This is a genomic window from Pseudomonas soli (genome assembly GCF_021283165.2).
Classification (GTDB): Bacteria; Pseudomonadota; Gammaproteobacteria; order Pseudomonadales; family Pseudomonadaceae; genus Aquipseudomonas; species Aquipseudomonas soli.
In genome coordinates this window covers 3,183,303-3,196,590 of the sequence record NZ_CP128543.1, presented here as the reverse complement: position 1 = coordinate 3,196,590, position 13,288 = coordinate 3,183,303, and the positions used below count along the sequence as shown (strand labels likewise).

Genomic DNA, 13,288 nt, shown 5'->3' with positions numbered 1-13,288 from the left:
GTAATATCGCCGCCTCGCCACCGGCAGCCCAACGCGCCAGACAAAGGATTGCATGCCCGCCACCCCGTCCCTGCGTCATCTGTTCTTCTGTGTCGTGCTCGGCGCGCTCGCCGGCTGCCGGCCTGAGCCCGCACCGCCGCTCGACCAGCAGCTCTATATCTGGCAACGCCAATGGCAACCCGCCCATGAGCAAGCCCTGGCGGACAGCCGCGCCGACTTTTCGACCTTGCGCGTACTGGCCTTGCAAGCGCAGCCCAAAGCCGGGTGGAGCAGGGCGCTGGTCGACCTGCCACGGCTCAAGGCCGATGGCCGGCCAGTGATCGCCGTGGTGCGCCTGGACGGCCAGTTGCCGGCGCTCGACCTGCAGGAGGCAGGCCCACAGATGGCGCGCCTGCTGGCGGACTGGCAGGCCGCGGGTGTGGCCCTGGAGGGGTTGGAGATCGACCATGACAGCGGCAGTGCTCGCCTTGCAGGCTATGGCGAATTTCTCCTGAAACTGCGCGCACAACTGCCGCCGGGCCTGAAGCTGAGCATCACCGCATTGCCCGCCTGGCTCGACAGCCCGCAGCTGCCGGCGCTGTTGCAGGCGGTGGACAGCAGTGTGTTGCAGGTGCACGCAGTGAGCGACCCGCGGCGCGGCCTGTTCGATCCGGCACAGGCCAGGCAATGGGCCGAACGCTGGAGTCGCGTCGGCGACAAGCCGTTCTACCTGGCCTTGCCCGCCTATGGCGTCGCGTTGCTGCCTGATACCGGTGGCGCGCCCGTTGTGGAAAGCGAAACACCGTTGAGTCGTGGCGGCGAACGCCGCGAACTGCTGGCCGATCCAAAGCAATTGGCGGACCTGGGCAGACAATTGCGCCACCAGCCACCTGCGCACCTGGCCGGGCTGATCTGGTTCCGCCTACCGTTGCCCGGCGACCGCCGCGCCTGGAGCCTGACCACCTTGAAGGCAGTGGCGCGAGGCGACGCGCTCGCCAGCCACTGGCGGGTCGAACTGTCCGGGCAGGCGGGGCTGCGCGACATCAATCTGGTCAACGTCGGCAATCTCGACCTGCCGATACCTGCGCGGGTGGAGCTGAACGTCGCATCCTGTGACGCCGCCGACGGGCTCAACGGCTACCGCTTGCAGCAATCCCCGCAACACCTCATCTTCAACCGCCAGTCCAGCGCGCGTCTCGCCGCTGGCGGCCGGCGCGTCCTCGGCTGGGCGCGCTGCCATGGAATCGATCAAGGAGCATGGAATGTCTACCCGTAACTGGCCCCGGCGCCTGCTGTACCTGTCCCTGAGCGTGCCGGCCGTTCCGGCGCTGGCCTGTGGCCCGGACTTCCCGATGCAGTTGCTCGGCGACCGAGCGCACACCCTGGCCGAGTTGCCGGAGGGCAATTTCGGTTTCGAGGTGAATCGCCTCGGCGAGCAGATCGCAGGCCTCAAGCCCGCCACCGATGTGACCCTGACTCCTTACTGGGACAGTGACGACAACGACCGACCTTACCGTGAGCAGCGCAGCCGTATCGAGGCAAGCGAGCTACCGCAATCGCTGCGCGAAAAGGTCGCGCAACTGCGTGCCCTGGCGGATCCGCAACAAGTGCTGGAGCAGGGCGCCGAAATGCCGGATGAACTGCGCCTGTACATTGCCGGCGCAGTGGCTTTCGACACCGGCGACCACGCCCTGGCCGCGGATTATTTCGCCAAGGTGCTGGCCCTGCCAGCTGAACAACGCAAGCTGCGCAGCACCTGGGCAGCCTACTCGCTGGGGCGGGCCTTGATGGCCCGCAGCTTCTCGGCCAGTGATGATCCGCAACAGACCCCGCAGGCCCTGCAAGCCCAGGCGCGCGAGGCTTTCCAGCAAGCCCGCGCGCTCAGCGCCGAAGGCTTCAGCGACCCATTGGAACTGGGGGTTGCCAGCCTTGGCGAGGAGGCCCGCCTGGCCAAGCTCGCTGGCGACTGGAACAGCGCCATCCGCTTGTATGCCAGCCAGAGCCGTCTGGGCTCGGGCAGTGGCTACAGCTCGCTCAGGCAACTTGCCAACGAACTGGTGAGCCTGCCGGATGAACAGCTGAAGACGCAGTTGGCGCAACCGATGCCACGCAAGCTGCTCACCGCCTATCTGCTCAGCCATGTCGGTTGGGACTACGACGGCCAGCCGCCAACCCAGGCCCGGCGCCTGCCCGGGTTGCTGCAGGCCAGTGTCGGCGACAAGCTGGAAGACGCCGACCGCCTGGCTGCATTGACCTACCAGCAAGGCAACTATGCCGCGACCAGGAGCTATCTGCAGCAGGCCGGCGATACCGGCCTTGCCTGGTGGCTGCGCGCCAAGCTGGCCTTGCGCGATGGCGACAAGGCCCAGGCAGCCGCTGCCTATGCCAAGGCCGCCGCCGCGTTCCCCCGCGAAGAGTCGTGGGGCTCCAGACAGACACCCGATTGGGACTACGAAAGCGTCAAGCCCGGCTGCCGGGTCGAAGGCGAGGGCGCGATCCTGGCGCTGGAGCGCGGCGACTACCTGCAGGCCTTCGACCTGCTGTATCGCAGCCAGGACATCTACTGGCAGGATACGGCCAACGTGGCCGACCGCGTGCTGACCCTGGACGAGCTCAAGGGCTATGTCGATGCCCATGTGCCGGCGCCACCGGCCCCCAAGGTGGAAGAGGGCGGCTATGTGCCGCGACCGGTGGCGACGCAGCTGCGCGAGTTGCTGGGCCGACGTCTGCTGCGTGAGGGCCGTTATGACGAGGCGCCCGGCTACTTCGCCACGGCGCAGTTGCAGGCCGATGCCAAGGCCTACGGCCAGCATCGCCAGGAGGCCGCCTCGCGCTGGACGGCCACGGGCCGCGCCGAGGCGCTGTTCGCCGCGGCCACCTTGGCACGCGGTGCCGGCATGGAAATCCTCGGCTACGAAATGGCACCGGACTATGCCTGGCTGGGTGGCAGCTTCAGCCTGGGCAGCGCCACCCTGCAGCCCGGGCCGTTCATCGGTGCCGGCGAAGTGCAGCGCCAGTTGGCGACCGAGGCCAAGCCCGACCAGCGTTACCACTATCGTTATGTCGCCGCCGACCTGGCCAACCAGGCCGCGGACCAGTTGCCGCGCAGCAGCCAAGCCTTCGCCGCGGTGCTGTGCACGGCGGCGGGCTGGGTGCCGGGCACCGAGCAGGAAAGCGCGCTGTACAAGCGCTACGTCCAGCAGGGGCCGTTCGTGCAGTGGGCAGAGGATTTCGGCAACCAGTGCGAAGCGCCCCGGTTCGACCAGGCCAACAAACGCTATGTGACAGAGAAGCTGGATGCCGCGCGGGCGGCGTTGCGGCCGTACAAGGCGCAGGCGCTACCGGTGGGGTTGGTGGTATTGGCGGGGGTTGCCTGGATGTGGTTGCGACGGCGCAAGGCCAAGGTGTGAAACGAAAAGGGGCGGCCATCAGCCGCCCCCTGACCTTCACTTCTGTGCAGTCGTCACCCCTGCATCCAGCTTCACCGTTTCCTCGAGCGTGAAACGGCCCAACGGGTTCTGCAGGAAGTTCTGGATATTGCTACGCGAGATGTTGATGTACGGGCTGTAGTACAGGTCGATCCAGTGCACGTCCTGCTTGGCCAGCTTCTGCAGGTCCTGGTACATCTGCCCGCGCTTGACCGGGTCGGTCTCCACCCGGGCCGCGGCCACCAGGTCCTTGACCTTGTCGTTGTGGTAGCGGGTCATGTAGTTCTGGTTGGTGTCGTGGCCGAGCACGAAGGTGGTCTTCTGGTCCGGGTCGAGCACGTCGTTGGTCCAGTACATCACCGACAGGTCGTAGTCGCCATCGACCAGCATCTGCCAGCTCTGGGTCGGGTCGACCTTCTGCAGGTTGGCGGTGATGCCGACATCGGCCAGCTGCTTCTGTACCAGCACGGCGATCTGCTCGTCGGCCTCGTTGCCGGCGTTGACCACGTAGTTGACCTTGAGCCCCTCGGCACCGGCCTTCTTCAGCAGTTCACGGGCCTTGGCCGGGTCGAACGGGCGTTGCGGGTTGTTGGCATTGTGGTACAGCGCGCCTTTTGGAATGTACGAGTAGGCCGCTTCGCCATGGCCGAAGGTCACGGTTTCCACCAGCGCCTTCTTGTCGATCGCCAGGTCGATGGCCTCGCGCACCTCGACCTTGCCCAGCAGGCCTTTCTCATGGTTGATGAGCAGGTGGTCCTCGCGGGTCGACGGGTCGATGTGGATGATCAGGCTCTTGTCTTTCTGCAGCGCGTCAACGCGGGAGAACGGCACGAAGATCGCCGAGTCCAGCTCGCCGGCCTGGACCTTGAGCATGCGCGTGTTGTCGTCGGGGATCGAGATCCACTCCACGCCGTCCAGGCTGACCTTGTCGGCTTCCCAGAAGTAGGGGTTTTTCTCAAGGATCACGCGGTCGCCGCGCAGCCACTCCTTGACCTTGAACGCGCCGGAGGTCACCGGTTCCTGGGCGTAGGCCTCTTCGCCGATGGCGTCCATGGCCTTTTTCGACAGGATCGACACGTTGGCGGTGGCCAGCTGTGCGAGGAACGGCACCGACTTGTTCTTCAGGGTCACCACCAGGGTGCGGTCATCCGGTGCTTCGGCCTTGTCGATGATCTTGTAGGAGTCGGACCACAGTGAGCCGGGGTTGTCGCGAATGCGCAGCAGGGAGAACGCCGCATCGCTGGCAGTCAGCGGCGAGCCATCGGAGAACTTGGCTTCGCGAACCTTGAAGGTGTAGGTCAGGCCGTCGTCGGAGACTTTCCAGCTTTCGGCCAGGCCCGGCAGCAGCTTGGTGCCGCTGTTGTCGACGCGCACCAGTACGTCGTAGACGTTGGCGAAGACCCAGCTGTCGCGGTTCTGCGCGCTCTTGATCGGGTCGAAGGTGGTGCTCTCCTCGCGGCAGCCGATGGTCAGCACGCCGGCGGCCTGGGCCATGCCACCGGCCAGGGTGCTGGCGGCCAGCACGGCGGCGGTGAGTAACTTCAATGCAGTGGGTTTCATGCTCAAGCTCCGTTTGATGGTCATGTGGGGTGGGTCAGCACGGCAGTCGCGGGTGGACGCAGGCATGGTAGCGGCCACCTTCTGCGTGGCTGGGGGGAATATCTGCGCCGCACTCGGGCAACGCGTGGCGACAACGTGGGTGAAAGGCGCAGCCGGACGGTGGCTGCAGCGGGCTCGGCGGCTCGCCGGCCAGCGGGTGCTGCGGCAGGCGCCGGGCCGGGTCGATGTCGGCGATGGACTGCACCAGCGCGGCGGTGTAGGGATGGCGCGGGTCGTCGAAGACCTCGGCCACCGGGCCTTCCTCGACGATCCGCCCCAGGTACATCACCGCCACCCGGTCGCACAGGTGGCGTACCACGCCCAGGTCGTGGGTGATGAACAGCAGGGCCAGGCCCATGCGCTGGCGCAGTTCCAGCAGCAGGTTGATGATCTGCCCCTGGATCGACACGTCGAGGGCGGCGACGCACTCGTCGGCGACGATCAGCCGGGGCTCGACGGCCAGCGCCCGGGCGATGCCGACCCGCTGGCACTGGCCGCCACTGAGCGAGCCGGGCTTGCGCTCGGCGAGTTCCGCGCGCAGGCCGACCAGGCCGAGCAGTTCGGCGACCCGGGCGGGGATCTGCGCGGCGGGCACCTTGCGCTGCACCTGCAGCACCTCGGCGAGGATCTGGCCGATGCGCTGGCGTGGATTGAGCGCGCTGTACGGGTCCTGGAAGATCATCGCGGTCTCGCGGCGCAGGCGCTCGATATCCAGGCGGTTGCCCTGGCGCATGTCGCTGCCGTCGAACAGCACCTGGCCGCTGCTGGCCGGGGTCAGTTGCAGGATGGCCCGGGCCAGGGTGCTCTTGCCGCAACCCGACTCGCCCACCAGGCCCAGGGCCTGGCCGGCGGCGAGGCTCAGCGCCGCGCCGTTGACGGCGTTGACCTTGCGTGGGCGCAGGTTTAACAGGCCGCCGCCCGGGGCGGGGAACTGCACATGCAGGTCGTTGACCTGCAACAGCGTGGTCATGACAGGCCTCCGGCCAGCAGCGGGGTATGGCAGGCCAGGCGATGGCCGGGGGCGATCACCCGCAGTTCCGGCAATTGTGCCCGGCAGTCCGGCGTGGCCTGCGGGCAGCGCGGTTCGAAGCGGCACCCTGCGGGCAGGGCGTCGAGCAGCGGCGGTTGCCCGGCAATGGTGTTCATCAGTCCCGCGTGCCGCCGCGTCGCGGGATGGCAGGCCAGCAGTCCGGCGCTGTAGGGGTGGCGCGGCTGGCTCAGCAGGGCCTGCTTGGCGCCGTGTTCACACAGGCGCCCGGCGTACATCACGGCGATGCTGTCGCAGGTTTGCGCGACCACGCCGAGGTCGTGGCTGATCAGGATCATCGACAGGCCGCGGCGGTCGCGCAGCTCCAGCAGCAGGCGCAGGATCTGCGCCTGTACGGTGACGTCCAGCGCCGTGGTCGGCTCGTCGGCGATCAGCACCTTGGGGTTGCAGCCCAGGGCCACGGCGATCATCGCCCGTTGCCGCATGCCGCCGGAGAACTCGTGGGGATAGCTGTCGACGCGGGTTTTCGGGTCGGGGATGCCGACTTGGCGCAGCACCTCGATGGCCTCGGCCCGCGCTTCGCGCCGCGAGGCGCCCTGGTGCAGGCGGATGCCCTCGGCGATCTGCGCGCCGATACGCATCAGCGGGTCGAGGTGGCTGCTGGGGTTCTGGAAGATCATGCCCAGCTCGCGACCGCGCATACGGCGCATGCCGGCCTTGTCCAGGCGCAGCAGGTCGTTGCCGGCCAGGCGCACGGCCTGGCCTTCGAGGCGCAGGTTCGGCGACGGCAGCAGGCGCATCAGGCCGCGACAGGCCAGGGTCTTGCCCGAGCCGCTTTCGCCCACCAGGCCGAGGATCTCGCCCTGGCCGAGGTCGAACGACAGGCGATCGACCAGGGTGATATCGCGTTGGCCAGCGCGGGCGATGACGCTCAGTTCGCGGACCTGGAGCAGGGCAGGGCTCATGTACGGTCTCCCAGCAGCTCGGCGACGCCGTCGGCCAGCAAGCTGAAGCCCATGGCCAGGGTCACCACGGCCAGGCCCGGGAAGGTGCAGATCCACCAGGCGCTGGTGATGAAACTCTGCCCCTCGGCCACCATGGTGCCCCATTCCGGGGTGGGCGGCTGCACGCCGAGGCCCAGGTAGCTGACGGCCGCGCCATTGAGCAGCACCAGCACGGCATCCGACATGCAGAACACCACCGAGCCGAACAGGGCGTTGGGCAGCAGGTGGCCGAACAGCACGCGTCGGTGGCTGAACCCCAGGCTCCTGGCGGCCAGGGCGAAATCGCCTTGCTTGAGCACCAGGATCTGCGAGCGGATCAGCCGCGCATAGGACACCCAGCCGACCAGGGCCATGGCGATGTAGAAGCTGCCCAGGCCCGGGCCGAGGATGGCCATGATCGCCAGCATCAGCACCAGGAACGGGAAGGCCAGGACGATATCGACCAGGCGCATGCAGATGTTGTCCAGCAACCCGCCGACATAGCCGGAAACCGCGCCGATGCAGGTGCCGAGCAGGAACGGAAAGATCACCCCGATCAGCGCCATCTGCAGGTCGATGCGCGCGCCCCAGATCACTCGCGAGAGGATGTCGCGGCCAAAGTTGTCGGTGCCGAACGGGTGACCAAGGCTGGGCGCGGCCAGGCGCAGGTCGGCGTTCTGCGCCAGCGGGTCGAACGGCGCTATCCATGGCGCGCAAAGCGCCAGCAGGCACCAGCCGAGGACGATCGCCAGGCCGCAGTACAGCGCCAGGCGGCCATTGCCCAGGTGCCAGGCCAGGCGCCAGCGTAGCGCCAGTGCGGGGCTCTGGCTCATTGGATGGTCACCCGCGGGTCGAGGGCGGTAGTCACCACGTCGGCGATGAAGTTCACTGCCACCGTGGCGCAGGCCAGCACCATGGCCACGCCCTGGACCACCATGTAGTCGCGGGTGAAGATGCCGCGCACGAGCAACTGGCCGACACCGGGCAGCGAGAACAGGCTTTCGATCACCACGGTGCCGCTGATCAGCCAGCCGATGTTGACCGCCAGCAGGTTGATGGTCGGTAGCATGGCGTTGGGCAGGACGTGCCGGCGCAGGATCGCCCCTTCGCCCAGGCCGCGGGCGCGGGCAGCGGTGACGTGGTCGGCCTGTAGCTCCAGGAGAATGCTTGCGCGCAGGTTGCGCACCAGCACCGCCGAGAGCGCCAGGGCGATGGTCAGGCACGGCAATACCAGGTGGTGCAGTTTATCTGCCCAGGTGCGGCCATAGCCGGACACCGGGAACAACCCCCAGTGCACGCTGAACAGCAGGATCAGCATGAGCCCCAGCCAGAAGGCCGGCAGGCCGAGCCCGGCGGTGGTGAACAGGCGGATCAGGTTGTCGGCCCAGCCGCCCTTGTGCCGGGCGGCGAGGGTGGCCAGCGGCACGGCGATCAGCAACGCCAGCAGCACGCTGCCCAGCACCAGCAACACAGTCGGCTCGATGCGCCCGGCAATCAGCGGCAGGGCATCGACCTTGTACAGCAATGACTTGCCCAGGTCGCCGTTGAGCAGGTTCTTCAGGAAGTACAGGTACTGCACCCAGATCGGCTCGTCGAGGGCGAACTGGGCGCGAATCTTCGCGATCGCGTCCGGCGTGCTGCGCGCGCCCAGCAGCACCCGCGCCGGGTCGCCGGGGATCGAGCGCACCAGCACGAAGGTGATGATGCTGATGCCCAGCAGTACCGGCAGCAGTTGCAACGGGCGAATCAGGACGAACCGGTAACGTGCCAGGCTCATCGGTCAGCCCCGGTTGCGTTGCAGGAAGTCCAGCAACACCGGGAAATAGGCCTGGGGTTCTTCGTAGAACGGCATGTGGCTGCTGTTGGGGAACACGTGCAGCTCGGCGCGGCCGTGCAGGGCCAGGTTCATGCGCATGGCGCAGGCGGGGGTCAGCTCGTCGTGCTGGCCGGTGGTGATCAGCACCGGCATGCGGAACTCGCCCATCTGCTCGAGGCGGTTCCAGTCCTTGAGGTTGCCGATATAAAGGAACTCGTTGGGGCCCTGCATGGTGCTGTACGGGCCCATGTTCCAGTCGCTCAGCGAGCGCTGGATCGGCGCCGGCCACTGCTCGAGGCGGCAGACGTGGCGGTAGTTGAGCAGGGTGATGGCCGCCTGGTACTGGGGATGGTCGAGGGTGCCCAGGGCCTCGTGGCGCTGCATCATCGCCACGGTCTCGCTGCCCAGCGCGCCGCGCAGGCGCTCAAGCTCGGTGATCAGGTGCGGAATGTCGCCGACAGTGTTCTCGAGAATCAGACTTTTCAGCGACTGCGGGTGATGAATGGCGTACTCGATCGCCAGCCAGCCACCCCAGGAATGCCCCAGCATGTGCACGCGCCCCAGGTCCAGGGCCTCGCGCACGCGTTCGACCTCGGCCACGTAGCGGGTGATGCTCCACAGGCTGCCGTCATCCGGGCGGTCGGAGGCGCCGGTGCCCAGCTGGTCGAAGGCGACCACGCGGATACCCTTGTCCTTGAGCCAGGCATGGGCGTCGCGCAGGTAGTCGCAGGGCAGCCCCGGCCCGCCATTGAGGCACAACAGCACCTCGTCACCTTCGCCAAAGCTGTACACCACGACGTTATGGCCATCGACCTCTACGTCGAACCGCTGGTCAGGTTGCATCTCACGCCACATCGCTACTCTCCTGTTGGCCATGGCTTGGGGCTATAACTAGCGCAGGAGATTTCGTCGCCTACAAGCTAGTGTTTCCTATAGGTTTTGTATGGCAGTCCCGCGCCAAGCCGTGGCATTCTACGTGCCGGACTTCGGGATGGAAATCCAAAAGGAATCACAGGGAGTGTCAGGTATGCAGGCCAAGGTGGCTGAACTCAATGCCCGTCTGGCGTCGGACAAGAGCCTGGACGAACAGATGGACAGCGTCGCCGAACTGGCGGCAGAACTGGGCTTTGATGCCCTCGTGTACGACTACAGCCCGGTGCCGCTGGATCATGTCGGCGAGCTGATCACCCCGAGCGTGGTCCGACTGCGCCAGACCCCGAAGGACTGGCAGGACCTGTGGTGTTCCGAGGGTTTCTACCAGATCGACCCGGTACAGCAGGTTGCCGTGTCCTCCATCGCGCCCTTCGTCTGGTCGTACCTGCCCAAGGGCGAGACCATCCTGCAGCGCCACATCGACCGTCGCCACGCCCCGGTGGTCGGCTACCTGCACGATGCGCAGCTGACCTGCGGCGTGACCGTGCCGATCCACCTGCCACGGGGCGGGCTGGCGACCCTGACCGGCCTGCGCCCCCAGGCCAGCCAGCGCGACCTGGACGACGCCCGGGAGCACCTGGGCGATTTCAGTCAGATTGCCCACGCTCTGCAGGAGGCGGCCTATCCCTTGCTGGCCAAGGAGTCCTCTACCCGCGCCATCCGTCTGACCCGCCGCGAAGTCGAGTGCCTGCGCTGGGCCGCCGAAGGCCTGACGGCAGGGGAGATCGCCGACAAGCTCAACCGCTCGCTGGCGACGATTTCCCTGCACCTGACCTCGGCGATGCACAAGCTCGGGGCCAAGAACCGCGTCCAGGCGGTCGCCCGGGCGGTGCATTACCGCCTGCTCGACCCGTGAAAAGGGCAAAAAAAACCGAAAACCTAGCGAACTCTCTAGTTATGCCGCGTTGCGCATAGGGATATCGTGTGTTCCATGATTCACATGGAGCCGGATGAAATGGAACTCACCCAATCGCGTGAAGGTTTTGCCCCCTTTGGCGAATACCAGACCTGGTACCGCGTCACCGGCGACCTGGCCTGTGGCCGCACCCCGCTCGTCATCCTGCACGGCGGCCCGGGCTGCACCTACGACTATGTCGATGCCTATAAAGATGTCGCCGCCGGTGGCTACCCGGTCATCCACTACGACCAGCTGGGCAACGGCCGTTCCACCCACCTGCCGCAGATGCCGCCGTCGTTCTGGACGGTGAAGCTGTTCCTGGATGAGCTCGACAACCTGCTTGAGCACCTGGGCATCAGCGAGCGCTACGCACTGCTGGGCCAGTCCTGGGGCGGCATGCTCGCCAGCGAACACGCGGTGCGCCAGCCCAGGGGCCTGCGCTGCCTGGTGATCGCCAACTCGCCGGCCGACATGCGCACCTGGGTGCGCGAGGCCAACCGCCTGCGCGAAGAGCTGCCCAAGGACGTCCAGGAAACCCTGCTGCGCCACGAAGCCGTGGGCGACTACACCGCGGCCGACTACATCGCCGCCACCCAGGTGTTCTACGACCGCCACGTGTGCCGGCTCAAGCCCTGGCCGGAAGAGGTGGCACGCACCTTCGCCCAGGTGGAGGCCGACCCGACCGTGTACCACGCGATGACCGGGCCCAACGAATTTCACATCATCGGCAGCACCAAGGACTGGACCATCGTTGACCGCTTGCCGCGGATCAACGTGCCGAGCCTGTTGATCTCCGGGCGCTATGACGAGGCCACGCCGCTGGTAGTCAAGCCGTACCTGGACCTGATCCCCGGGATCCGCTGGGCGTTGTTCGAGAACTCCAGCCACATGCCGCATGTGGAGGAGCGGGTGGCGTGCATGGGCACCGTGGTCAAGTTCCTCGACGAGAGTCTGTAGCTTCAACGGCCGCCAGCCGGCCGACAGTTTCCCTTCCTCAGGCCTGTCCGGGTTCAACCCGGCGGGCCTGAGTTTTATCTCCTCCCAGGTGACGAGCACCAGCACGTTCCCACGCGGTGATTAACAACTCGACGCCCCAGCGCTATCCTTAATCCAGTTCCCCAAGGAACCTCACCATGCGCCGGCTGCTACTGCTGTTACTGATCACCGTCATCCCAGGCTGCCAAACCCCATTGCCCGCCGCCAACCCGCAGATGGCCTGGGTCGACCTGTCGCTGCCATTCCCCAATGACCGCGTCCTGCTGGCCGAACGCCTGGACAAGCAACGCCTGGACGAAGGCCGTTTCTTCCAGGTCAGCCCTGGCAGCCACGAACTGGTGGTGCGCTTTGACTATGAAACGAACGGCGGAGGAGGCATGAGCATGCTCGGCGGCACCACCGTCCGCCAATGCTACCTCACCCTCGATTACGCCCATTTCCAGGCCGGCCAGCGCTATGTGCTGGAAGCCCGCTCCATGGCCCTGACACCCGAGGCGAGGCTGTACAATGCCGCCCGGGAGATCGTCGCAGAGGTCAGCGAGTTCTACTGCCTGATGTGACCGAGCCCGGTTCATTGACTGTTCGTGAAGGAATTCAACCGTTGTGTGAAGCATGAGTCGTTCGCTGTTCATTTCCCTCGATGGCCCCAAGGGCACCGGCAAGACCACGCTGCTGGAAGCCGTCACCAAAGCGCTGAGGGCGGACAACAGGAAAGTGATCCGCATCTGCGAGAAGAAAAGCGATCCCTACCGGGGCGAAACCATGGTCCTGGTCAACCAGTTCGTCAGGAAACCCTGCCGGGACCTGGAAATGAAGGTTTGTGAGCGCCTGGCGGACAGCCGTGCCTGGATTTCCCGGCATGTGCTGGCCAAGCAACCGGCGGACAGCATCATCCTGATCGATCGCTGGTACCCGTCCGATGCGGCGTTTCGCCGACTGGTGCCGTTTGCCGAGATCCTTCGCTTGAACCTCGAACGCAACGTGCGGGTGCCGGACCTGCATGTGGGCGTTGTCACCGACCCTGAGCTCTCGTGGAAGAGGGCAGCGGCGCGGTCGCGCGGATTGAGCAGTACCGTGATGCACGCGCTGGAGGAGCATGTCGCTTGCACCGAAGCGTTCGAGCGAGTGGTTGCCGATCAAGGGTGGGTTTCATGTCGCAACGAAGGAACGCTTGAAGAGGCGACAAGCGCGTTGGTATCTGAGATCCGTCGCCTGCTTTGATGGTCCTGATTTTCACTCCATCGGTGAAAGTGTTCACGCGCACGGCCGGTTTTTCCCAGGTGCCGGGCACGCCAGACTGGCTGGCAATCAACTGACCAGGAGCGTGACGTGAACACACAAGACCTTCCCCTCGTTTCCCTTGCCATCCTCAAGGCCAAGCCAGGCCAGGCAGCAGCGCTGAAAGAGGCCTTGCTGGCCCTGATCGAGCCGACCCGGGCCGAGCCCGGCAATCGTGACTACATGTTGTTCGAGCGCAGCGACGAGCCCGGGACGTTTTACATGCGCGAAGCGTTCGACCATCAACAGGCCCTGGACACCCACCTGGCCACCGAACACTTTCAGTATTTTGCCGAGCAGGCTGACCAGCTGCTGGCAGAGCCATTGCAACTGATCTTCCTTGACCCAGTATCCAGTGTCGTTGCGCCCTATCCCTGACACCCCTGCAAG

Annotated in this window: 13 protein-coding genes; 7 read left to right on the top strand and 6 right to left on the bottom strand. The window is 66.2% G+C overall.

The features are described from left to right. Nucleotides 1-52: 52 nt before the first annotated feature. Entirely contained in the window at nt 53-1,255 is a 1,203-nt protein-coding gene (locus tag LU688_RS14805; RefSeq protein WP_160291252.1) for a DUF3142 domain-containing protein, read from the top strand. After that, nucleotides 1,242-3,389, top strand: a complete 2,148-nt coding sequence (locus LU688_RS14800) for a hypothetical protein (protein WP_160291253.1) — start codon at nt 1,242-1,244, stop codon at nt 3,387-3,389. The genes LU688_RS14805 and LU688_RS14800 overlap by 14 nt, the downstream gene beginning before the upstream one ends. 36 nt (nt 3,390-3,425) lie before the next feature. On the opposite strand, the gene LU688_RS14795 is transcribed toward LU688_RS14800, so the two are convergent. From LU688_RS14795 to LU688_RS14770, 6 genes are read right to left on the bottom strand one after another with little or no spacing between them, the layout of a single operon-like run. After that, nucleotides 3,426-4,967 (bottom strand): ABC transporter substrate-binding protein, encoded by a 1,542-nt coding sequence (locus LU688_RS14795; RefSeq protein ID WP_038706164.1) that lies wholly within the window; start codon nt 4,965-4,967, stop codon nt 3,426-3,428. Nucleotides 4,968-5,001: 34 nt separating this feature from the next. Beyond that, nucleotides 5,002-5,976: an ABC transporter ATP-binding protein gene (locus tag LU688_RS14790; RefSeq protein ID WP_160290678.1), complete on the bottom strand. Its 975-nt coding sequence runs from the start codon at nt 5,974-5,976 to the stop codon at nt 5,002-5,004. Then, a complete protein-coding gene (locus LU688_RS14785; protein WP_094009962.1) occupies nt 5,973-6,959 on the bottom strand; it encodes an ABC transporter ATP-binding protein in 987 nt (328 codons plus the stop codon). The genes LU688_RS14790 and LU688_RS14785 overlap by 4 nt, the downstream gene beginning before the upstream one ends. Further along, nucleotides 6,956-7,810, bottom strand: a complete 855-nt coding sequence (locus LU688_RS14780; RefSeq protein ID WP_038706161.1) for an ABC transporter permease — start codon at nt 7,808-7,810, stop codon at nt 6,956-6,958. The genes LU688_RS14785 and LU688_RS14780 overlap by 4 nt, the downstream gene beginning before the upstream one ends. Then, a complete protein-coding gene (locus tag LU688_RS14775) occupies nt 7,807-8,754 on the bottom strand; it encodes an ABC transporter permease (RefSeq protein ID WP_094009961.1) in 948 nt (315 codons plus the stop codon). Before LU688_RS14775 ends, LU688_RS14780 begins: the two co-directional genes overlap by 4 nt. A 3-nt stretch (nt 8,755-8,757) precedes the next feature. Beyond that, the gene (locus LU688_RS14770) at nt 8,758-9,648 is read right to left on the bottom strand and encodes a proline iminopeptidase-family hydrolase (protein ID WP_160290677.1); all 891 of its coding nucleotides are present in this window, start codon (nt 9,646-9,648) and stop codon (nt 8,758-8,760) included. 172 nt (nt 9,649-9,820) lie between these two features. Here LU688_RS14770 and LU688_RS14765 point away from each other — a divergent pair, with 172 nt between their 5' ends. The 5 genes from LU688_RS14765 (at nt 9,821) to LU688_RS14745 (ending at nt 13,276) form a co-directional block, all read left to right on the top strand. Beyond that, entirely contained in the window at nt 9,821-10,582 is a 762-nt protein-coding gene (locus tag LU688_RS14765) for a LuxR family transcriptional regulator (protein WP_038706159.1), read from the top strand. A gap of 99 nt (nt 10,583-10,681) precedes the next feature. Next, on the top strand, nt 10,682-11,581 hold the full coding sequence (locus tag LU688_RS14760; protein WP_094009959.1) for a proline iminopeptidase-family hydrolase: 900 nt from the start codon (nt 10,682-10,684) through the stop codon (nt 11,579-11,581). Nucleotides 11,582-11,757: 176 nt separating this feature from the next. Beyond that, entirely contained in the window at nt 11,758-12,180 is a 423-nt protein-coding gene (locus LU688_RS14755; protein WP_023630318.1) for a PA0061/PA0062 family lipoprotein, read from the top strand. Between the two features lie 52 nt (nt 12,181-12,232). Next, entirely contained in the window at nt 12,233-12,841 is a 609-nt protein-coding gene (locus tag LU688_RS14750; RefSeq protein ID WP_160290676.1) for a dTMP kinase, read from the top strand. 108 nt (nt 12,842-12,949) lie between these two features. Beyond that, entirely contained in the window at nt 12,950-13,276 is a 327-nt protein-coding gene (locus LU688_RS14745; RefSeq protein WP_023630321.1) for a putative quinol monooxygenase, read from the top strand. Nucleotides 13,277-13,288 lie beyond the last annotated feature (12 nt).